Genomic DNA, 21,840 nt, shown 5'->3' on the forward strand with positions numbered 1-21,840 from the left:
CGGGCCGCCCGGTTCAAGGGGCAAACCCGCGCAAGACAGGAGCAAGGGAATGCAGCACCGCATCGTCGTCCTCGGGGCCGGATACGCCGGAGCCATCGCCGCCGGCCGCCTCGCCAAGCGGCTCCGCCGCGAGGACGTCGCCATCACCCTCGTCAACGCCGAGCCCGACTTCGTCGAACGCGTCCGCATGCATCAGCTGGCGACCGGCCAGGACCTCACGCCCCGGCCATTCAGCGAGATGTTCGCGGGCACCGGCGTCGAACTGAGGCTCGCGAAGGTCACCGGCGTCGACGTCGACCACAAGACCGTCGCCGTCAACGACGCGAACGGCGCCGAAGAACTCGCCTACGACACGCTCGTCTACGCCCTCGGCAGCGGCTGGAACGCCCAAGGCGTCCCCGGGACCGCCGAGCACGCCTATGAGATCGCCGGCCGCCCCGGAGCACTCCGGCTGCGCGAGCGCCTGGCCCGCCTCGACGGCGGGCAGACCGTGGTCGTCGTCGGCGGCGGCCTCACCGGCCTGGAGGCCGCGACCGAGATCGCCGAGGCCCGCCCGGACCTCAGCGTCGCCCTCGCCGCCCGCGGCGGCCTCGGCGACTGGCTCTCGCCCAAGGGCCGCGAGCACCTGCGGAAGGTCTTCGGCAAGCTCGGGATCACCGCGCACGAGCACGCCGCCGTCACCGCCGTCGAAGCCGACCGCGTCGCCACCGCCGACGGCACGGCCATCCCGGCCGCGGTCGCCGTGTGGACCACCGGCTTCGCGGTCCATCCGATCGCGAAGGCGACCGCCCTGGAGGTCACCGACACCGGCCAGATCGTGGTCGACGGGACCATGCGCTCGGTCTCGCACCCGGACGTGTACGCCGTCGGCGACGCGGCCATGGTGATGGGCCCCGGGGACAAACCGCTGCGGATGTCGTGCGCCTCAGGAACTCCGACCGCGTGGCAGGCCGCCGACGCGATTGCCGCGCGCCTGACCGGCGGGAAGCTCCCGAACGTATCGATCCGCTACTTCAACCAGTGCATCTCGCTGGGCCGCAAGGAGGGCTTGATCCAGTACGTCACCGCCGACGACCGCGCCCTGCGGGCGGTCCTGACCGGACGGCTCGCCGCCCTCTACAAGGAGCTGATCTGCAAGGGCGCCGCCTGGAGCGTCGCCAACCCGAGGCTCGGGCTGCCGACCCGGCGCCACCGCGTCACGCGGGAGCAGGCCGCGGGGGGCTCGGCCGTCCAGGCGACGGCGTAGAGCACGAAGCGAAGCGAGCGCCCTCGAGGCTGCCGCGTCCCAGGCCGGCCCTAATCGTGAACACCCCCTGAAGATCCGAACTCCGTACAGGCCCCAGTCAGCGGGCGACGCCGGCCGATCTGATCGAGGTGGTCGAGCTGCAGAGCGGCCGCCCGTCTGCCTGACTCACGCGGCCAACCTGGCGAGCACGGCCAGTCTGGCCAGAGCATCCGCGGACGGGCTGCCCGGCTGGGCCCGGCCGACGATGAGCTGCTGATCACGGGCGCTGTTGATCGTGAAAGACTCCGACCACAGGGTCATATCGCCCACTTCACGATGGTGCAGATGTTTCGACTCATGCGCCTTGACCCGCACGTCATGGCGGGCCCACAGGCGGCAGAAGTCGTCGCTTCCACGGCGGAGCTCCTCGATCAGCTCAAGCATGGAAGGGTCGTCACAAGCCGGTCCAGCGGCGGCACGCAGATTGGCGACCTTGGAACGGGCCTCGTTCTCCCAGTCTCGATAGAACTCGCGCCCGTCAGGGCTGAGGAAAGTCAGCCGCATGAGGTTGTCGCTGTCTCGCAACCCTCTGAACTGGGCGACTGCCAGCGGGTTCTTCGCCAGGACGTCGAATCGGCGGTTCACAATGAACCCGACGACGTGGTCCAGCTCCTCCAGGAACTGTGACACCTCGGCGCTGACGTAGTCGCTCCGATGGACGGGCATGTTCCGTCGGATTCGCGGGTCGGCGAGAGAGTGAAGATGATCGGCGGCTGCGGGCTCGAGCTGGAAGACACGTGCCAGAGCGGCGAGTACTTGATCAGACGGGTTACGCTCCCGGCCCTGCTCAAGGCGCATGTAGTAGTCGGTGCTGATGCTGGCCAGCGCTGCCACTTCTTCGCGGCGCAACCCCGAGGTCTTGCGGCGCGCAACGGTGCCGGCCAGCCCTGCCTGATCAGGCGTGATGAGCTGCCGTCGAGCGCGAAGGAACTCGCCCAGGTCGTTTCTGCTCATTCTCGTGACGGTAGGCATCGTCCACCCGCGGGGCCACCCAGCTAGCTGGTATATCTCAGCCTGCCTGTTGCGAGCCGACCGGGTGGTGAGGGCGCGATCCCCGATGTTCCGTCAGCTACTGGTCGATCACGACCTATGCCGACGGGCGAAGAGGAGAGCCGCGGCGCCGCCCGTGAGCAACGCCCCGGCGATCACGCGGGTCAGCCGTCCATACCCGCCAGAACCAGGGCCAGGCGGGTTTCCCCGTCACCGCTCAGGCGGACGGGGACACCCCAGTCCTGCTGGTGGACGTGGCAGGCGGGATACTCGATGTCCGGGTCGTCGTCGCATGAGGCGGCCATCACCGACACATGGAGCACCCCTTCGGCGACCTCGCCGTTGAGGACGAGATCCCGAAAGAGATCCGTGCCCTTGCCCTCGCCCTGGAGGAGCAACTCGGGCGGGGTGGAACCGACCAGCAGCCGGGTGGACGGCCCATAGCGCTCGTCCAGCTTCTGGCCGGCGGGGGCGGTGAAGACCACGTCCAGTCGCACGGCCCCCGGCGCCACAGCGGTGGCGGGCCGCTGGGTGCGGTGAGCCGCGCCCTCGACTCGTACGGACTCCTCCGGCAGCCGAAGCCTGGTCAGCCGGTGCCGGGCGGACTCCACGACGACGATGTCCGCGCCGTCCAGCACCGCGCCGGAGGGCTCGCGCAGATCGGTGGCGAGCGTGGTGACCTCGCCGGCCACCGGGTCGAAACGGCGCAGCGCGTGGTTGTAGGTGTCGCTCACGGCGACCGAGCCGTCAGGCAGTGCGGTCACACCCAGCGGGTGCTGCAGCAGCGCCTGTCCGGCCGCGCCGTCCCGGTGCCCGAAGTCGAACAGGCCGCGGCCGACGGCCGTACGGACCGTGTAACCGTCACCGTCCCGCTCCACCCAGCGCAGCGCGCTGGTCTCGGAGTCCGCGACCCACAGCCGGTCGCCGGCGGCCGCGAGACCGGACGGCTGGGCGAACCACGCGTCGGCCGCCGGGCCGTCGGCCAGTCCCTCATTGCTCGTCCCGGCCGCGAGTCCCACCGTCCCGGCCTGCGGGTCGTACGTCCACAACTGGTGGACGCCCGCCATCGCGATCCACACCTTGCCGTCCCACCAGGCGACGTCCCACGGCGAGGACAGGTCCACTTCCAGGGCCGGCCCCGCCGTCGGCGAACCCTGCCACCACTGCCGCCCGGTGCCGGCGACGGTCTCGATCGCGCCGTCCGCCGGGTCGTACGTCCGCAGCCGGTGGTTGACCGTGTCAGCGACGATCACCTTTCCGTCCGGAAGCAGCGCCAGCCCCTGCGGCTCGTTGAAGTCACCCGGCTCGCCGATCCGCCGCACGACGGTCTCGGCGTCCGCCTCCAGCTCCACGAGCTGATGCCGGGTCGAGTCCGACACGAGCAGGTTGCCGGACGGCAGCCGCAGCGCCTTCCCCGGGAACCGCAGATCCGTCGCCACCGGTTCCGGCGGCACATACGGGCCGTCTCCGCGCCGCAGAGTCCCCTTGGCGCCGTGCTCGGCCTCCAGTTGCGCGACGAGCACCTCCAGCGCGTGCGCGTGGCCCTCCCCGGAATGCTGGGCGACGATGTACCCCTCGGGGTCGATCACGGTCAGCGTGGGCCAGGCGCGCACCGCGTACTGCTTCCAGGTGACCAGGTCGGGATCGTCCAGCACGGGGTGGCGCACCCCGTAGCGCTCCACCGCGTCGACCACCGACTGGTGCTCCGCCTCGTGCACGAACTTCGGCGAGTGCACGCCGACGATCACGACGGTGTCGCGGTGCTTCTCCTCCAGCTCGCGCAGTTCGTCCAGGACGTGCAGGCAGTTGATGCAGCAGAAGGTCCAGAAATCAACGATGACGATGGATCCCCGCAGGTCGGAGAGAGTCAGCTCTTTGCCGCCGGTGTTCAGCCAGCCGCCCTTGCCTATCAGCTCGGGAGCCCGGAGCCGGGCACGGCGGGGAGCGGGTGCCGCGTCGTTCATGACGCAAGGATGCCATTCGCACACGACCGTTCGACCACGCCGGGGGTCGGCTTGCTCGTGACCATGCCGTTCGAGTGACCGGTGCGGACGGCGGACACCGTCCCTGTCGTCATTCGGTTGAGGGGTGTCCGGCCGGGGGTTGGTGTTCGGAAGCCCATCGAGCCCAGTCGGCGAGGGCCTGCGAGAGGCGGACGGCGGCTTCGATGGTCACCCGCATCGACTGCACCGGAGGGGCGGTGCCGAATTCGCCGCGGTCCTTGCGCTCGGCGTAGGCACTGTATTGCTCGGCCATACCCGAGTAGAACTCGACCTCCCGGCGCAGATGCCTGTCCAGGTCGTCGGGTTCCATCAGCCAGAAGAACAGGGACCGCAGAAGGGGCTGGAGACGCATGGTGTGGTCGACGTCGCCTTCGGCCAGCCATCGCCGGATCTCGGCCACCCCGGATTCGGTGATCCGATAGGCCGTACGGCGTCGCGGGCCCTCGCTGTCGACCTCGATCAACCCGTCGTCGGCAAGTCGCCGCAGCTCGGCGTAGATCTTGGGGTGCTGGGCGGGCCAGATCCGCCCGAGCACCTCCTGGAAGCGGCGGGCGAGGTCGTAACCGCTGGCCGGCCCCTCGGCCAGGAGGCCGAGCAATCCGTAGCGCAGCGACATCGCCGCCTCCTTGTCCGTGCCGACCGCCCTGGCCGGCCCCAGGACACATCTTGACATGTCCGATGGTCCATGTGATTACATGTCCCTAGGTACATGTCCTTTGGATACTGTGAGGTTCTCATGCGAAGCGATAGGTCCGTGCTCGTGACCGGGGCCGCCGGCGGGATCGGCACCGCCACCACACTGCGGCTCGCCGAACTCGGATTCACCGTCTACGCCGGCGTACGGTCGGAGGCCCCCCATTTGGCGAAGCAGCCGAGGGTACGGGTGGTGCAGATGGACGTCACCGATCCCGTTGCCGTCGAGGCGGCCGCCGCAGTGATCACCAACGAGACGGGCGGCCTGCACGCGGTGATCAACAACGCGGGGATAATCATCCAGGGTCCGCTCGAACTGGTTCCGCCCGGCGAGCTGCGCCGCCAGTTCGAGGTGAACGTGTACGGCCCCGCCCAGGTCACTCAGGCGTTCCTGCCTCTGCTGCGGGCCGGCCACGGACGGTTGATCAATGTCAGCGCCGCCACGGCCCGCGTCGCGTTCCCGTTCATGGGTCCCATCTCCGCCAGTAAGGCAGCGCTCGACTCCCTGTCGCACGCGCTCCGCGTGGAGCTGGCGAGCTGGGGGATCCCCGTGGTGATCGTCGACCCGGGATCGGCGGACACCCCCATCTTCGCCAAGGCGGAGAAGGCCGCCGCCGCGGCCCTGGCGCAGACCCCCGCCGACCGGGCCGACCTCTACGGCCCCGCGCTGGAGGCCATGGGCCGGGCGATGGCCAGGCAGAAGCCGGGACCCGTCGATCCGGCGGTGAAACTCATCGTCGAGGCTGTGCGGGCGGAGCATCCCAAGCCCCGGTACGTCGCGAGCAGCGCCCGCGTGATGACCGTTCTGTCGCGCCTGCCCCTGCGAACCAGAGACCGGCTACTGGCCCGTTCGCTCGGTCTCAAGGCCACGCGATGACGCCTCGCACGATCGTGGTGGTCCGCGCGGTCTGAGGCGGTGCGGGGCCTGCTCCCCCGCACCGTCCGCTATCGCCAGTCGGTGCCCGCATCGGTGTCCGCAGCCGGCGTTGGGCCGAGGGCCGTCCGTATCACGGTGACCGTGTACGCGCAGAGTACGGCGAGACCGGCCCACGCGGGGAGCGGGAAGTACCCCGCCGACGGCGCGTAGTGTTCCGTCACCTGCGGATACTCCACCAGCGTCTGCTTGACCGCGAAGCCGGCGGCCGGCGTGAGCCGCAGCAGCCAGTCGGAGACCGCGTCGGGGAGCAGCGGGAACGCCGTGACAGCGTAGGGCAGAGCGATCAGCGACACCCCGATGAGGATCGCTGACCAGCCGCGGCGCATCCGCACGCCGAGCCCGTATGCGACGACGGCGCAGAGCGCGAGCACTGCCGCGAGGCCGACGATCACCCGAGCGTCGGTCGGCACCGGCAGCGACGGCACCACGATGCCGTTGCCTTTCAGGCTCGCCATGCCCGCCGGGAGGACGATGCCGACCGCGACCAGACCGGTGACGAAGTTGGCCCCGGCGACGACAAGTGCCCGGGCGACGATCACTCGCCGGGATGCCGCCTCTCCGGCCGTGCGGGCGCCGTAGCGAGCCGCGACGATGACCACGATGATCAGCGCGACCGGCAGGCCGAGCAATGTGTTCTCGACGATACGCGTACCCTCCTCACCGAGCGGCCCGATGTCGCCGGTGCCGCTGATCGTGATGACGCCGTCCTTCTCCACGGCTCCCGATGCGTTGTGGTATTTCTCCCAGTCGGTGTGGTTCATCTCGCCGACCGAGTCGCTGTCCCACTTGCCGGTGGCGCCGCCCTCGACGGTGACGTCGTCGAAGACGCCGACGGCCTGGGTGAACCGGACCTCCTCGATCGCGCCGCCGAGGCCGACCTTGCGGAGCGTGAGGTCGCCGGGGGAGGTGGCGAAGAGGCCGACCTGCACGGTGTCCGGCAACCCGTCGAGCGTCGCGGTTGCGACGGTGTGCCACTGGCTGCCGTCGGCGGACTCGGAGCCGGTGATCATGTTGCCTGAGCGGGTCAGCCGCAGCCAGCGGGGGGACTGCGCCGAGACTCCTCCAGCACTGCCGGCGACGTCGTTCCGGTAGTCGTGCTGGAAGCGAACGCCGTGGCTGCCGGTCATCATGAGTGCCGCGTACTGCGAGCCCTCCCGCATGCCGTCCTTGACGATGATCCCGGCCTTCGCCCACGGCACCAGCCCGGACACGATCTGATCGTGGTTCGGCGGTGGATAGGTGATCGTCCCGGTCATCGAGGTCATCCGGACGGTGATGCTGCCCTCGCGGCTCAGGTCACGATGCAGGAACCAGAACTTGTCACTGACGATGGAACCGTCATCCGCGACAGGCACGGCCGGGCAAGGACCCGGGCAGGACGAGTGGATGTTGAACGTGAACAGCAGACCCAGTGCGATGACGGTGAGGGCCGCGGCGGTCAGGGCGATCAGACGCCCCGGGCGGCGGAACGCGGTCCATTCCCGGCGGAGGAGTTCGGTGGTCGACATGCCGTCGGTTCTACGGATCGGTGCGTAACACGACCCGAACCGGCGCCGTCATGCTGTTGTTAGGTTTCCCAGGGCATGCTGGCAACATGATCGGGCTGCGCAGTGGGACCGTGGGAGCACGGTTCACGATGTTGTACGCCGTCGTGTTCCTCTTGTCGGGCGTCGGGCTGCTGGGCTTGGCCTTCCTGCTCTCCGGCGGCAGCCTGAGCGACGTCTCGCCTGCTGGAAATCTCCCCGGCCAGGGCGGCGTCATTGCGGCGCAACAGCGCGTCCGGGAGTTGGAGGACCAACTGGCCGCGGTGCACGAGCACCAGTCTCGCCAACTGCTGGTCGGCTCGCTGCTGGCGCTGATCGTGATGGCAGTCGTCTCGGTGTTGCTCGGTCGGGTGCTGGCCAAGCGTGTCCTGCGGCCGCTGCGGCTCATCGCGGCCGTCACCCGCCGCATCTCCGCCGACAGCCTGGATCAGCGGCTGGCCGTCACCGGTCCGGCGGACGAGGTCAAGGACCTCGCCGACACCATCGATGAGCTGCTCGGACGGCTTGAGGCGTCGTTCACCGCGCAGCGGCGCTTCGTCGCCAACGCCTCCCATGAGCTCCGTACGCCGCTGTCGACGATGCGGGCATCGCTGGACGTCGCGGTCGCCAAGCCCGACCCGGCCGCCTCGACGGTGGCGCTCGCGGCCCGCCTGCGTCGGCAACTTGACCGGCTCGATCACCTGCTCGAAGGGTTCCTCGTGCTGGCCCGGGCGCAGCACGGCGCGCTGGCCGACGCCGCTCCGGTCGACCTCGGCGACCTGATCGACGCCGCACTGCGGGAAAGGTCCGCAGACGTGCGGCGGAAGGGGCTGAGTGTGACGGTCGACGTGCCGCCGGCAACGGCGACCGTGGGCAGCCCGGCGCTGCTGGCGCGACTGGTGGGCAACGTCGTCGACAACGCCGTGACCCACAACGAGAACGGCGGATGGATCGAGATCACCGGGTCCGCGAACGCGCAGGAGACGGCGCTGATCGTCGAGACCGGCGGGCCCGTCCTCGACCAGGGGAAGGTCGGCCGGCTGGCACAGCCCTTCGAGCGGCTCGGCGGCGAACGTACCGGCTCCTCGGGTCTGGGCCTGTCGATTGTGGCGGCCGTGGCCGCCGCACATGGCGGCCGGCTCGCCCTGCTCGCCCGGCCGGAGGGCGGCCTACGCGTGTCGATCACCCTTCCGGCCGCGAAGGTGCCGGTGGTGGCGTGAGGATCCTGGTGGTCGAAGACGACGACGCCCTCGCCGAGGTCGTCGCCGAAGGGCTACGCGACCAGGGGATGGCCGTCGACCTGGCGTACGACGGGCTTGCCGCCGCCGCCAAGCTGGACCTCACCGCGTATGACGTGGTGGTCCTGGACCGGGACCTGCCCAGCCTGCACGGCGACACCCTGTGCCAGATGATCACCGAGCGGGCGCACCGGCCGATGGTGCTGATGCTGACCGCGGCCAGTGCGCCCGGCGACCGGGTCAGCGGGTTGACCCTGGGCGCGGACGACTATCTCGCCAAGCCTTTCCACTTCCCGGAGCTGATCCTGCGCATCCAGGCGCTGGCCCGCCGCAAACCGGACGCGCGGCCCCGCATGCTGCACGTGGCCGGGATCGCGCTGGACCCGCTACGCCGCACCGCCGTTCGCGACGGACTGCGACTTGACCTCTCAGTGAAGGAGTTCGCCGTGCTCGAGGCACTGCTGCGGGCAAGCCCGGGCTTCCTGAGCACCGAAACCCTGCTCGAGCAGGTATGGGACGAGAACGCCGACAGTTTCACCAACACCGTCACGGTCACGGTGGGCCGGCTGCGGCGCAAGCTCGGCGACCCACCGGTCATCGCGACGGCGCGGGGAGTCGGCTACCGGATCGCCTCATCCACCGGCCTGCAGAGGCACGCAGGCGAGTGATGGCCGGGCAGGCGGCCGGGCAGGCGGCCGGGCAGGACACCCCGTAACCGCGGAGCCGGGGCTTACGCCTGTCCGCACGACGGCGCACGGGGCCGGCCCGGTCGGAGTCCGGGCCGGCCCCGTGTGGTGGGGTGGGTGTGCGTTACGGCGCGGGGACGCCGTCGAGGATGCCCACCGCGTCGGTGCCCGGGGTGACGACGAGCTTGCGGGTGAGGGTGTAGGAGCCACCCGCCGGCACGTCGACGTTGAACCGGCTCATCACCCAGTTGCCCGCGGCGTAGACGTCGAAGGCGCCGGCCGGCGTGCCGTAGACGAGACCGAAGACCTGCGGGTCGGTCCCGGTCATACCGATGTACGGCTTGGCCGGGGCGTAGGCCGCCGTCGCACCCGGCGTCACGATGCCGGTGCCCGGGATGACACTGGCCTGGCCGGCCGCGTCGTGGTCCATCGCGTCACCGGTCCACACGCTGAGTGGAGCCGAGCCGGAGTTGCTCAGCTCCGTCGAGACCGTGGCGAAGTCGTCGCCCGGCTTCAGCGTGTACGTCGTCGTCGCCGTCAGGCCCGTGATGTCCTTGACCGGACCCGACACCCGGACGACGGCCTTGTCGCCGGTCGCCTGGACGATCTGGACGTCGGTCGCCGCCACCGACCGGATGTCCCACGCGCTGCCGCCGGTCGGCTGGGTCGCCGAGACGTAGGGCAGGTTGATCCAGTCGAACTGGTCGGCCATCCCGCGGACGGCGATGTCGACCGGCTTGCCGCGGGTGCCACCGGAGAGCTGCGAGTCGTTGTAGGCGTCGGCGATCGCCATCGAGAGCTTGTCGTTCTCGAGCATGACGTCGCCGTAGCCCGCCTCGACCAGACCCGAGCCGATCTGCTTGCCGTAGCTCGCCTCGACCGTGACCGGGCGCAGCGCGACGTCGGCGACGCCGCTGCCCGCCGCCGGCACGGTGACCGCGCCGGTGGCCGTCTGGTAGCCCAGCTTGGACACCCGGACGTCGTACCGACCGGCCGGGGCCTTGACGAGGTACTTGCCCTGGGCGTCGGTGCTCGTGGTCGCGACCGCCGTACCGGCCTGCTCGAGGGCGACCCGGGCACCGGAGACGGCGGCGCCGCCCGCGGTGATCGTGCCGGCCGCGCGAGCGGCGTCCGGGACGGCCGCGTCGTGCAGGTCGATCTCGTCGGCCCACTTCGCGATGTTGCCGGTGGGGTCGCCGCCGGCGGTCGCGTAGTCGGTCAGGTGGTAGAAGCTGAACTGCTTGGTGGCACCGGGCGCCATCGTGGCGTCGTAGTACAGACCCTCGATGTAGCCGTACGCACCGACCGCGGCCGGCGTGTCCAGTGCCCACGCGAGACCGTGGGCGGCCTGGCCGTTCGTGGTGGCCGCGTCGGCACCGACGTATACGTACTTCCCGGTCCAGCCCGAGGTCTTCAGACCCGGGTTGACGCCGCTGAACCCGGGGATCCGCCCGTTGTCGGCCGAGCTGTCGGGGTCGATCATGTAGTTGAAGTAGCCCTGGTAGCCCGTCGTGCCGGTGTTGGTCAGCTTGACCGTCATCTTCACGATCGGAGAATCGGGCAGGGTTTCGTAGCGGACCTGCGCCTTGATGGCCGGGTCCGCCCGGTACTGCCCGTTGCCGACCACCGCGGCACCGTCGACCGCGAGGTCGGGCAGGTCGAGCTGGTCGTTCGGCCGGTCCCACGAGTCGGGCGGCGTGAGACTCGGACGCAGCAGCATTTCGCCCCAGTCGAGGGTCTCGGCGCCGTTGACGTCGTTGAGCATGAGGTCCGTCAGCGCGCCCTGGCCCAGACCACCGGCGAGGTTGTTGCCGCCGACGCCGTTGTTGCCGGCGGCGTACGGCGTCACGGACGCCCGGATCTTGTCGTTGGCCAGGTAGTAGTACTCCTTGCCGGTGACGACGTCCGTGCGCGTGCTGCCGCTGCCGTAGTCCGGCGCGTACGTCGACTTGCCGGCGACCGGGTGGACCACCTTGATCAGCTTCAGGTCGGCCGTCGTGTTGCCGGTGGTGCGGACCGTGACGCCGGCGGTTGAGCGGCCATCGGCGATCAGGCCGCGCTTGGCCGCCGTGACGGTCCAGGTCGACGCCGGCAGACCGATCCGGTAGTGGCCCCGGTCGTCGGTGGCGGTCACCGCGGTGTCCTGACCGTCGGCGATGGCGGTGACCTTCGCGCCGGCGATCGGAGCGCCCGTCTCCGGGTCGCTGACCGTGCCGGTCACGGTCGCCCAGCGCTGCGCGGACTCGCCGCCGGGCACGTAGGCGTAGAGGTTGCCGTCCCAGGCGCCCGCCACGACGGTGTTGCCGCTGACGGCCGGGCCGGCGCCCACCCAGGTGCCGATCTCGTGGCTCCACAGGATCTGGCCGGTGTCGGAGGCCAGCGCGTAGAACCTGCCGTTGTTGGCGCCGACGAAGAGCGTGTCGCCGGCCACGACCGGGCTGGACATGACGCCACCGTGGTAGATGTCGCCGGGCAGCGCCCGCTCCCAGATGACATTGCCGGTCTGGGCGTCGAGCGCGACGACGGCACCGCTCGGGAAGCCCATGTAGACGACGCCCTGCTTGACGGCCGCGGCGCTCGGGGTCGAGCCGCTCGAGACGAGCGAGGAGCGCGAACTGTTGTACGTCCACAGCGTCGCGCCGGTCGTGGCGTCACGCGCGACGATGCCGTTGTTGGCGCCGATGAAGACCTTTCCCTCGGCCGCGGTCGGCACGCCGTCCTGCCAACTGCCGAGCGACTCGGTTCCGGTCCACTTGCGGGCGCCGGTGGCCAGGTCGTAGGCGAGCACGCGGTCCGCGGTCTCGTTGCCGACGTACACGGTGCCGTCCATGACGGCGGGCGTGCCGTCGCTCATGGTCGCGCCGGACATCGGGGAGGCCCAGATCTGCCGCCCGGTGCGGGTGTCGAGCGCCTTGAGGACGCCCTGGCTGCCGATGCCGAAGCGGGTCTGGTACGGCCAGAGCACCGTGTGGCCGGAGACGGCCGGCGAGTAGTAGCCGTACGTGCGCTGGTTGTTCGGGGCCGGCGCCTGCTCGGGCACGGCCTTCCAGCGCAGCTTGCCGCTCTTCGCGTCGACGGCGTAGAGCTCCGAACCGAGGGTCGGCGCGAAGATCAGGCCGTCACCGTACGCGAGGCTGCCGTGGATCGACTGCGGCACCTTGACGTTCCACAGCTCCTTGCCGTCCTTCAGCCGGACGGCGTAGATCCGGCTGTTGCCGTCGCCGTTCTCGTCGCGGGTGCCCGCGTAGACGACGCCGTCGTGGATGACCGGCGACCCGGTGAGGAAGGTGCCCTCGGTGCGGAAGCTCCAGGCCAGGCGGCGGCCGGCCTCCTGCGCCGGCGCGACACCGGAGTGGGCCACGTCGCCGTGGTGCTGGTCCCAGTCACCCCCGGCGACCGGCTTGAGCGCCGGCCCGTGAGTGAGGGTGAAGTCCGCCGACTTGGTCCAGGTCTTGCCCGCCGCGTCGACCACCTGCACGTCGACGCTGTGCTCACCGGCCTTCTGCCGGTTGTGGGGCAGGTCGCCCTGCCAGGTGAACTCGCCGCTGTGGTGCAGCGGCATCCAGTTCTTGTCGCCGTCGATCCGGTAGCGCGCCGAGACGACCTCGTCGCCGGTGTCGTACGCGTTGATCTGGATGCCCGGGAACTTCGCGGCCGGCACCTTGGAGCCGGGCGCGGGGCTGACGATGGTGAGGTGCTCGTTCTCGCCGTACATCCGGAACGGGTTGTCGAAGCCCCGGCCCGCCATGTGGATGTAGCGGAAGCCGCGGGGCGCGTTGTCGATCGTGTACGAGCTCGACACGGTCTGGATGTGCTTGGCGGTCGAGGCGAACGCCGAGTTGTTCTCGACGTGGTTGGAGTGCTCGTGGCCGACCAGGATCAGCTGCGCCTTGTATTTCTCGAGCACGTCACCGAAGGCGTCGTACTCCGATGGCGAACCGAACGGGACGTTCATCGGCTGGTGGGTGAGGACGACGAGCTCGATGTCGTTTCTCGGGTTCTTGTCGAGCGGAACGCTCGCGGCGAGGTCGTCCTTGAGCCAGTCGAGCTCCTCGTCGAACGGCGCCGAGCCGTTGTTCTCGAGCACCACGAAGTGCCGGTTGCCGTAGTTGAACGAGTACCACTCCGGACCGACGTTCTTGCGATAGTTGTCGATCTTGTCTGCGTACGCCGACCCGCTCGCGTACTCGTGGTTGCCGACGGCCGGCCACACGCCGACGGCCGACTGCTGGGTGCCGCGACGATACGTGTCGAACTGCCCCTGGCTGGCGTCGTTGGTGAGGTCGCCGCTGACCGCGATGAAGCGCAGGTCGGTGCCCGTGGAGTTGATCTCACGGATCTGGTCGGGCAGCTGTGCGTTGACGTGCGGGTCGGCGACGTTGGCCCAGGAGAAGGTGTCGCCGTCGGAGAGGCCGTCACGGACGAGCGCGAAGTCCGCGGTCGGCGTGGCGTCGTCGGCGAGCTGGCCGAGGCCGGCCCAGAACTTCGGCTCCTTGTACTCGTCCAGGCCGAACCGGTAGCCCCTCGGCTGGGCGGCCCACACGATGTCCGTCTTGCGACGGTCGGTGGAGATCGTCAGCGAGTAGGAGCCGTCGGCGGCGGTCGTGGTGGCGACCTTGCCGTCGGAGACGCGCACGCCGGCGAGGCCCACCTCGTCGGGGCTGCGCCGGCCGTCGTCGTTGGCGTCGACGTACACGACGCCGCTGACGGTGGCCTCCGGCGGGTCGATGGCGGCCGCCGCGTACGACGCGAGCGGGCCCGCCACGACGCTGGCGGCGAGCCCCAGCATGGTGACGTACAGGACGACGCGCAGGCGCGCGCGTGTCCAGGTGAACGCGGACATCGGGATCCTTCGGGATGGGGAGAGGGCTGTCAGGTCAGGAGCGGCGAGCGTTCGACGAACCAGACCAGACCGGCACCGGCGACGGCGACGGTCGCCGCGACGGTGCCGAGCGTGAGAGCGCGGGCGGCGACCGGCGTGGTCGCGGCCTTGCGCAGGAACAGCAACGCCGGGAAGGCGAGCGCGATGATCGTCAACTGGACGAGTTCGATGCCGACGTTGAAGGAGACCAGGTCGGCCAGCGTCGAGAGCGACAGTGGCCCGTCGACGCTGAGCGCGCCCGCGAAGCCGAGCCCGTGCAGCAGCCCGAAGCCGAAGACCACGGGCAGCCGGTGGCTCGTCCTCGGCGAGAGCAGGTTGTCGACCGCGACGAACGCGATCGACAGCGCGATGAGCGGCTCGACGATCCACCCCGGCACGCTGATCCAGCCGATCGCGGCCAGCACCAGGGTCACCGAGTGGGCGACCGTGAAGGCCGTGGCGACCTCGACGACGTCACGCAACCGCTTCGCGCCCAGCAGCAGCGCCAGCAGGAACAGCATGTGGTCGAGCCCGGAGAGCAGGTGTTCCGCCCCGAGCCGGACGAACTGCGGGATCTCGCTGAGCAGGTCGGTGCGCCCCACCGTGACGCTGGTGCGGGCGGTGTCGAGCAACGTCGAACCGCGGCGGCCATCGATGTCGTAGGCCACCAACGTCTTGGTCTCGTCGACGACGCCGTCGGAGGCGCGGAAGATGTCGCTGCGGACGGTGAGCGCGCCGGACGCCGGGCAGCCGTAGGCGAGCGCGACCTGCACCGCGCCCGAGTCGGCGAGTTCGACGCGGGCGCCCTCCTCAGCGGTGCACCCGATCGAGCCTCGACTCAGCCGCAGCCGTTCGCCGACGTACGCCGCCACGTCGCTCGCGTGCGCGTCCAGTGAACTGCGCCGCACCTCGGTCGGCACCTCGGGGGCCGCGCCGTCGACGCCGACCGCGTCCGGGCTCAGGACACCGTCGAGACTCAGCAGCCGGGCGAGGGCGTCGTATTCCACGTCGACGACGGCGGCGACGTCGTCGCCCTGGCTGCGCAGGTCGACCGCGACCGAGGTCGCGCGGACGTGCGCCTGCGCCGGAGTGGCGATGAGGAGCACGGCGGCAAGGGCGGCGAGAAAGGCCAGCAGACGCACAGGCGAGCACTTCCGTCGTAGGGGGAACGGCGGTCGTTCCCCAACCCTGCAGTGCTCGCTCCACGCCCGGCAACTCGAGACGGCCCAATTCACCGACCCTTCCGCCGCCGGTCACCAGCCGGCCGAAAGCCGGGTTTCTGGGCGCCGAAGCCGGGTTTCGAGGCCCGGCCACGAGGCTCGCGTACGAATCCGGGTGAGCCGGCGCGTTCCAGTCAGCGCCACGGCTCTTCGGGGGTGTCGATTCGCCGGTTGTGGTGGTCCAACAGCCTGGACAGCAGATCGGTCAACCGCAGTCGCTCCTCGGGTGACAGCGGAGCCAGGAGTTCGTCCTGGCGTTCGGCCAGCCGCTCCTCCAGTCGCCGCAGCTGCCGCGTGCCCGCGGCGGTCAGCGAGATGATGTTGCGCCGCCGATCGGAGGGGTCCGGGGCGCGCTCGACCAGTTTGCGATCGGCGAGCTCGTTGACCGTTGCGACCATATCGCTGAGGTGGATGCCGCTACGGCGGCCCAGCGCGGCCTGACTGGCCGGGCCGAGCTCCTCCAGCGTCGCCAGCAGGCGGTAGTGGTAACCGCGGGCGTGGACGGACGAGAACCCGTCGGCCACCAGGCGATGCGCGTGGTTGGCGGTCTGGGTGAGCAGCCAGCTGGGCAGGCTCTCCCACCTGGCGGGCGTCTCCTCGGATGGGTTCTCCATGTGGCAAGTCTAACGAATCGTTGGGGGCACTAATGATTGTGATATCGTTCGGGCATCAAACGTTGGCCGACCAAACATTTGAGTGCCGAATGAATCCCCTGGAGTCAAGAAAATGATCAAGCCGTTCCGTATCGACATCCCCCAGGCCGACCTCGACGACCTGACCGACCGTCTCTCCCGCACCCGTTGGCCCAACGAGGTCGCCGACGCCGGGTGGGACTACGGCTTCCCGCTGGCGCGGCTCAAGGAACTGGCCGAATACTGGCGCACCGGCTACAACTGGCGCGAGCACGAGGCCAAGCTCAACGAGCTTCCGCACTTCACCACCGAGATCGACGGCCAGAACATCCACTTCGTCCACGTCCGGTCTTCGAAACCGGACGCGCTCGCGCTGATCCTCACCCACGGCTGGCCCGGCTCGTTCCTGGAGTTCCTCGACGTGATCGAGCCGCTGTCGCGCGACTTTCATCTGGTGATTCCGTCCATCCCGGGTTTCGGCTTCTCCGGGCCGACCCACGAGCGCGGCTGGGATATCGTCCGGGTCGCGCGGGCCTGGGCTGAGCTGATGCGCCGTCTCGGGTACGAGCGCTATGGCGCGCAGGGTGGCGACTTCGGCTCGGGCATCTCGACGGCGCTCGGCGCGGTGGCCCCGGAGCAGGTCGTCGGGGTGCACATCAACTACCTGCCGACCCGGCCGGTCCCGGACGCCGACATCGAACTGTCCGAATCGGATGAAGCCCGGCTGGACAAGATCAGGCAGCTGATGGCGAATCGTCCGCCGTACCAGGCTCTGCAGGCCACCACCCCGCAGACCATCGGCTACGCGCTGACCGACTCGCCGGTCGGCCAGCTGGCCTGGATCGCCGAGCGCTTCGCACAGTGGACGGACCCACGCTCGCAGATCAGTGACGAGCGGATGCTCACCGACATCTCGCTGTACTGGCTGACCGCCACCGCGGCTTCCTCGGCGCGGCTGTCCCGCGAGACTCCGCGGCGGATCGAGCCGTGTCCGGTACCGGTCGGCGTGGCGGTGTTCGCGCACGACATCACGCAGTCGGTGCGACCGCTGGCCGAGCGGCTGTACGACATCAGGCACTGGTCGGAGTTCGAGCGCGGCGGCCACTTCGCCGCGATGGAGGTGCCGGAGTTGCTCGCCGCGGACGTCCGGGACTTCTTCCTCACCCACATCAAGTAGGACTACCGGGTCGCCACCGGCCAGGAGACACCGACGTCGAGCTCGGCGAGCAGGCATCCCAACTCGTAGCGGGAAAGCGCATCAACACCGCCACCTCATGTCTGGATATAGGTGATTCCTGGCCGGACGAAAGCAGCGCCGTACGCCGATCGATGGGGAGCATGGAAGTAGGACAGACGGTCCACAGCCCGACATGATCCCCGGAAGGTCAGAGGTCAATGCCAGAGGTCATCGCGGGGTTGGAGATTCCTGAGACAGCGGCAGTCGCCGAAGCGACCAGGCTCATCCAGGAGACGACCAGCCCCCTCATCTACCACCACTCCCGGCGGGTCTTCTTCTTCAGCCAGATCCACGCCCACAAGCTCGGCGTGAAACCGGACCCGGAGCTGCTCTACCTGGCGACCATGTTCCACGACACCGGCCTCCTGACCCCCTTTTCCGACGTCGAGCAGCGCTTCGAAGTCGACGGCGCGGACCACGCGCGCAAATTCCTCCTGGACCGGGGCTTCTCGGCGGCCGCCGCCCAGACCGTCTGGACGGCGATCGCGCTGCACACCACGCCGGGCATCCCCAGCCGGATGGCCCCGGAAATCGCGACCACGCACCTCGGCGTCCTGACCGACGTTCTCGGCTTCGGCCTGGACGGACTGGAACACGATCAGCTGGGCGAAATCCTCGCCGTCCACCCACGAGGGGACTTCAAGAACGAGTTCCTGCGAGCCTACGTCGACGGGCTCAAGAACCGCCCCGAAACCACGATCGGCACCGTGAACTCCGACGTGCTCGAGCACTTCGTCCCCGGCTTCCGGCGCACCACGACGGTCGAGCACATCATCGGCTCGCCCTGGCCGAGCTGACCGGCCATCACCCGGGGCCACGCGATGAACGGTGGGGCACTTCGACAACGGACGTGGTGCTTCATTCGTCCTGCCCGTCCGCGCCATCGTGCGGTTCCCGAGCATGCCGCGCTGAATCCGAAAGGATTATCACATGAGCAAGCCCGCCAGCAGCCCCCTGTCCGCCGAGACGGGTGAAGTTCGACATCGTCATGGCACCCGCCTAGGAAACCTCGGCCGCCGGCTGAAGTCGCGCGGAGTCGTCGAGCAGGAGGAAACGGGCGGGCCGCCATCCGGTTACCGTTGCTCCGCATGACTCACACCGAGACAGAGATCAACGCGGAGTTGGTTCGGGATCTGCTGCGCGATCAGCACCCCGACCTGGCCGATCGCCCGTTGCGGCTCGGCGCGCGTGGCTGGGACAACCAGCTCTGGCGGCTCGGCGACGACCTCGCCGTCCGGTTGCCCTGGGCGACGCAGTCCGCGGACGCGCTGCTGCGTAAAGAGCACACCTGGCTGCCCGTCCTCGCCCCGCGCCTTCCTCTGCCGGTTCCCGTTCCGCAGCGTCTCGGCGAGCCCTCCGCTCTGTTTCCGCGACCCTGGATCGTCACCACCTGGGTGCCGGGCGCACCTGCCGACCGCGCCCCCGTCACGCGCGCTGCGGAGGCGGCCGACGTCCTGGCCGCCTTCCTGACGGCTTTGCACCAACCCGCCCCCGATCAGGCGCCCGCCGGCCGGGACCGCGGAGGGCCGCTGGCCGACTACTCCGAGGGGTTCGTCAAGGGGCTCGCCTCGGCCACCGAGATGGGGTTGATCCCCGACCCGGACGCCGTCCGCGCGGTCTGGGACGACGCCGTCGCCGCGCCCGGCTGGGCCGGCCCGGCGCTATGGCTCCACGGCGACCTGCATCCGGCCAACGTCCTCACCGCGGACGGCACCATCTGCGGCGTGATCGACTTCGGCGACCTCTTCGCGGGGGATCCGGCCGGCGACCTCGCCGCCGCCTGGAGCCTGCTGCCGGACGGCGCCGCCGACCGCTTTCATGACGCCTACCAGCCGGCCCCGGACGCCGCGACCCTGCGCCGCGCCCGCGGATGGGCGGTACGCCGCGCCCTCGGCGGCATCCATATCGGAGAAGCCGGCGTCCGCGGCCGCCCAGGCGGCAAGGCCACGTGGGGCCCACCCGCCCACGCCGCACTGCGACGCCTCATCGCAACGGCCCATCGCTGATCGATCGCCTCTCCACACGCTCGAATACCTTCGCGCCGTGAGCGGCAGTACGGCGACATCATCTGTCGCGATCAGGTGACTACGGGGTCAGGACGATCCTCCCGAAAACCTCGCCGGCGTCCATCTTCTGGTGCGCCAGCACGGCCTGCTCCAGGGGCAGCACCTCGTGCACCACCGTCTGGAGCTCGCCACGACCCGCGGCGGCGAACTGCTCCATCCTCACCGCACGTCGAGCTGGCTCCGCTACCGTCGCGGCGCTGAAGGCGGCAAAGGACATCGACTTCTGGAATGCGGACATCAACCTCGTGCCGAAGTCTGCCCGCGGCTGGCCCCCGACTGCGCCGACAACCACGAGTCGGCCGTTGGGGTTGAGCCTGTCGAAGAACGAAGGCATGTCTTCACCTGCTACGACGTCGATGATGACGTCGTAGCCCGGGGGATCGTCCGGCCCTCCTGCTCCTGAGCGGTCCAGCACGTGGGTCGCACCGAGGTCGCGCAGTCGACGGCCACGCTCAGGGGAAGACGTGGTGACCGCCACGGCGCCGGCACCACCGCGAGCCGCGAGCTGGACCGTCATGATCCCGATGCTGCCGGCCGCGCCGCGCACCAGCACGGCCTCGCCCGAAGAGAAGTGAGCATGGGCGAGACCGAAGTGGGCCACGACCCCGGAGCTTCCGAGCGTCACGGCGTCGACAGCGGAAAGGCTCGCCGGGAGGGGCAAGACCTCTCCGATCGGCGCAATCGCCTGCTCGACGTATCCGCCGCCCGTACCGGTGAACGCCCACACGCGCTGCCCGACCCATGCGGGATCGACGCCATCGCCCACCGCGGTCACCGTCCCCGCCACCTCGCCTCCTGGGACATGACCTTCCCGGAAGCCGTAGGCGGCGAGAGCACCGCTTCGGATCATGACGTCGACGCCTCCGACGCCGATCGCCTCACTGGCGATCAACACCTGTCCCCGAGCGGGAACCGGTCCGGGGATGTCGATGACTGCCAGACCCTCGGGACCCCCGAACTCCTCGATCGCAACTGCCTTCACTGTCGTCACTCTTCGTGAGCTCAATCAAAGCCGCAGCTAGGCGACCTCTGGTTGCTTGGGACGCTAACGGACGCCGGCGTCCGTTTAGCTAAAGTGAGAGAGTGGTCGACGATTTGCCTCAGAGGCTGCGTTCGGACGCGCTGGACAACCGCGAGCGCATCCTCGACGCGGCTCGGGCACTGTTCGCAGCCGAAGGCATGGACGTGCCGATGCGCGAGATAGCCCGGCGCGCCGGGGTCGGCCCTGCCACCCTGTACCGCCGCTTCCCCACCAAGCAGGCGCTGGCCACCGAGGCCTTCACGGAGCAGATGCATGCGTGCCAGGTCATTGTCGAGGAGGGGCTCGCCGACCCGGATCCGTGGCACGGCCTGTGCCTCGTGATCGAGAAGCTCTGTGAGCTGCACGCACGAAACCGCGGCTTCACCACGGCGTTCACCTCGGCCTTCCCCCACGCCATCGATCTCGCCGCGGGACGCGAACACGCGCTCACCTCACTCGCCGAGCTCGCGCGCCGTGCAAAGGACACCGGCCACCTGCGGTCCGACTTCGTCCTGGACGACCTCATCCTCATGCTGATGGCCAACGGCGGCCTGCACGCCACATCGCCAAACGCCCGGGTTGCCGCCTCCCGCCGCTTCGCCGCGCTCGCGATCCGGGCGTTTCGAGCTTGATCGGCACTCACCGCGATGCCCCGTGCCGCCTCGTGATCATGTAAAGCATCAGACGGGGCCCGAATTGTCAGGCATCAACCGAGGTCCGACAGGGCTGTAGCGACCATGGACGCCGGTGACAGTGGAGTGGGATCAGCGACACGCTGTTGATGGTCTTGAAATGAGTGCGGGCCTTCTGGCGTGGTGTGAGTCGACCAAGAAGCACGGCAGCAGCCGCCCGCCAGCACCGTCGCCTGCAAAAAGGACACAGTGATGCCTCTTTGGCACGTCTACCATCCCGTTGACACCTACACCGCGCAGCAGAAGGAGGAATTCGCTGCGGACGTCACACAGCACTACGTAGGTGCCGGTCTGCCGAGGTTCTACGTCGTCACCCTCTTCCACGAGGTGCCCGAATCCTCGTTCCTGATCGGCGGCGAACCGTCGAACACCGCCGTACGAGTGGTGATCGAGCACCTCGCTCGCCAACCGCTGGATCCCGCCACGCGAAAGCGAATCGCCGAGGAGTTGAACCGCCTGCTGGCCCCCCACACCCGGGACCGGGGCCTGTACTGCGAGTTCCACATCGACGAGACCCCCCGGGATCTGTGGATGATCGACGGGCTACGACCCCCTCCCGAGGGCAGCGAAGCCGAACAGCTTTGGGCACGCGAGAATCGGCCGGTTCCCTACTACTGACCGGCAAGTGATTCGAGGGATCCGCTAAATGACACGCTCGCTATCGCCGACGGCTTCTTAGTGCGCAAACGAATAAACCCTCTCTTCGCACCTGGGGCTACGGCCCAGCACATGACTCTTTTTCTGCTCACTTTTCAT

The 21,840-nt window shown here is 69.5% G+C and carries 17 protein-coding genes; 9 read left to right on the forward strand and 8 right to left on the reverse strand.

Annotated features, from left to right (window positions below):
- Positions 1 to 49 precede the first annotated feature (49 nt).
- Entirely contained in the window at positions 50 to 1,246 is a 1,197-nt protein-coding gene (locus tag Psi02_RS35230; RefSeq protein WP_203980198.1) for an NAD(P)/FAD-dependent oxidoreductase, read from the forward strand.
- Between the two features lie 165 nt (positions 1,247 to 1,411).
- Here Psi02_RS35230 and Psi02_RS35235 read toward each other — a convergent pair whose 3' ends face one another.
- The 3 genes from Psi02_RS35235 to Psi02_RS35245 all read right to left on the reverse strand — a co-directional run bounded on the left by Psi02_RS35235 (position 1,412) and on the right by Psi02_RS35245 (position 4,951).
- Complete coding sequence (locus tag Psi02_RS35235; protein ID WP_203980199.1) at positions 1,412 to 2,239, reverse strand: helix-turn-helix transcriptional regulator; 828 nt, start codon at positions 2,237 to 2,239, stop codon at positions 1,412 to 1,414.
- Between the two features lie 200 nt (positions 2,240 to 2,439).
- The gene (locus tag Psi02_RS35240) at positions 2,440 to 4,239 is read right to left on the reverse strand and encodes an NHL domain-containing thioredoxin family protein (RefSeq protein WP_203980200.1); all 1,800 of its coding nucleotides are present in this window, start codon (positions 4,237 to 4,239) and stop codon (positions 2,440 to 2,442) included.
- A 109-nt stretch (positions 4,240 to 4,348) separates the two neighbouring features.
- Positions 4,349 to 4,951: a PadR family transcriptional regulator gene (locus tag Psi02_RS35245; protein WP_203980201.1), complete on the reverse strand. Its 603-nt coding sequence runs from the start codon at positions 4,949 to 4,951 to the stop codon at positions 4,349 to 4,351.
- 63 nt (positions 4,952 to 5,014) lie between these two features.
- On the opposite strand from Psi02_RS35245, the gene Psi02_RS35250 reads away from it, so the two are divergent.
- Positions 5,015 to 5,848: an SDR family NAD(P)-dependent oxidoreductase gene (locus Psi02_RS35250; protein WP_203980202.1), complete on the forward strand. Its 834-nt coding sequence runs from the start codon at positions 5,015 to 5,017 to the stop codon at positions 5,846 to 5,848.
- Between the two features lie 68 nt (positions 5,849 to 5,916).
- Here Psi02_RS35250 and Psi02_RS35255 read toward each other — a convergent pair whose 3' ends face one another.
- Positions 5,917 to 7,416: a DUF1349 domain-containing protein gene (locus tag Psi02_RS35255; RefSeq protein ID WP_203980203.1), complete on the reverse strand. Its 1,500-nt coding sequence runs from the start codon at positions 7,414 to 7,416 to the stop codon at positions 5,917 to 5,919.
- Positions 7,417 to 7,502: 86 nt separating this feature from the next.
- Here Psi02_RS35255 and Psi02_RS35260 point away from each other — a divergent pair, with 86 nt between their 5' ends.
- Both Psi02_RS35260 and Psi02_RS35265 read left to right on the forward strand, forming a co-directional pair.
- Entirely contained in the window at positions 7,503 to 8,651 is a 1,149-nt protein-coding gene (locus Psi02_RS35260; RefSeq protein ID WP_203980204.1) for a sensor histidine kinase, read from the forward strand.
- Positions 8,648 to 9,337: a response regulator transcription factor gene (locus Psi02_RS35265; protein ID WP_203980205.1), complete on the forward strand. Its 690-nt coding sequence runs from the start codon at positions 8,648 to 8,650 to the stop codon at positions 9,335 to 9,337. The genes Psi02_RS35260 and Psi02_RS35265 overlap by 4 nt, the downstream gene beginning before the upstream one ends.
- Positions 9,338 to 9,479: 142 nt before the next feature.
- Here the strand turns inward: Psi02_RS35265 and Psi02_RS35270 are convergent, their stop codons facing one another.
- The 3 genes from Psi02_RS35270 to Psi02_RS35280 all read right to left on the reverse strand — a co-directional run bounded on the left by Psi02_RS35270 (position 9,480) and on the right by Psi02_RS35280 (position 16,050).
- Complete coding sequence (locus tag Psi02_RS35270; protein WP_203980206.1) at positions 9,480 to 14,198, reverse strand: outer membrane protein assembly factor BamB family protein; 4,719 nt, start codon at positions 14,196 to 14,198, stop codon at positions 9,480 to 9,482.
- 29 nt (positions 14,199 to 14,227) lie between these two features.
- Positions 14,228 to 15,358 (reverse strand): HupE/UreJ family protein, encoded by a 1,131-nt coding sequence (locus Psi02_RS35275; protein WP_203980207.1) that lies wholly within the window; start codon positions 15,356 to 15,358, stop codon positions 14,228 to 14,230.
- Between the two features lie 212 nt (positions 15,359 to 15,570).
- Positions 15,571 to 16,050, reverse strand: a complete 480-nt coding sequence (locus Psi02_RS35280; protein ID WP_203980208.1) for a MarR family winged helix-turn-helix transcriptional regulator — start codon at positions 16,048 to 16,050, stop codon at positions 15,571 to 15,573.
- Between the two features lie 112 nt (positions 16,051 to 16,162).
- Here Psi02_RS35280 and Psi02_RS35285 point away from each other — a divergent pair, with 112 nt between their 5' ends.
- The 3 genes from Psi02_RS35285 to Psi02_RS35295 all read left to right on the forward strand — a co-directional run bounded on the left by Psi02_RS35285 (position 16,163) and on the right by Psi02_RS35295 (position 19,311).
- A complete protein-coding gene (locus tag Psi02_RS35285) occupies positions 16,163 to 17,245 on the forward strand; it encodes an epoxide hydrolase family protein (protein ID WP_203980209.1) in 1,083 nt (360 codons plus the stop codon).
- A gap of 218 nt (positions 17,246 to 17,463) precedes the next feature.
- Positions 17,464 to 18,102, forward strand: a complete 639-nt coding sequence (locus Psi02_RS35290; RefSeq protein WP_203980210.1) for an HD domain-containing protein — start codon at positions 17,464 to 17,466, stop codon at positions 18,100 to 18,102.
- Between the two features lie 291 nt (positions 18,103 to 18,393).
- Entirely contained in the window at positions 18,394 to 19,311 is a 918-nt protein-coding gene (locus tag Psi02_RS35295) for an aminoglycoside phosphotransferase family protein (RefSeq protein ID WP_203980211.1), read from the forward strand.
- Positions 19,312 to 19,390: 79 nt separating this feature from the next.
- Here Psi02_RS35295 and Psi02_RS35300 read toward each other — a convergent pair whose 3' ends face one another.
- Positions 19,391 to 20,353 carry a zinc-dependent alcohol dehydrogenase family protein gene (locus tag Psi02_RS35300; protein ID WP_203980212.1) on the reverse strand — a complete coding sequence of 321 codons (963 nt, stop codon included), beginning with the start codon at positions 20,351 to 20,353 and terminating at the stop codon, positions 19,391 to 19,393.
- 101 nt (positions 20,354 to 20,454) lie between these two features.
- Between Psi02_RS35300 and Psi02_RS35305 the strand changes: the two genes are divergently transcribed.
- Together Psi02_RS35305 and Psi02_RS35310 are read left to right on the forward strand one after the other, a co-directional pair.
- Complete coding sequence (locus Psi02_RS35305) at positions 20,455 to 21,024, forward strand: TetR/AcrR family transcriptional regulator (protein WP_239095430.1); 570 nt, start codon at positions 20,455 to 20,457, stop codon at positions 21,022 to 21,024.
- 252 nt (positions 21,025 to 21,276) lie between these two features.
- On the forward strand, positions 21,277 to 21,702 hold the full coding sequence (locus Psi02_RS35310) for a tautomerase family protein (protein ID WP_203980213.1): 426 nt from the start codon (positions 21,277 to 21,279) through the stop codon (positions 21,700 to 21,702).
- Positions 21,703 to 21,840: the final 138 nt, after the last annotated feature.

Origin of the sequence: Planotetraspora silvatica (assembly GCF_016863315.1) — a bacterium.
GTDB classification, from domain to species: Bacteria; Actinomycetota; Actinomycetes; order Streptosporangiales; family Streptosporangiaceae; genus Planotetraspora; species Planotetraspora silvatica.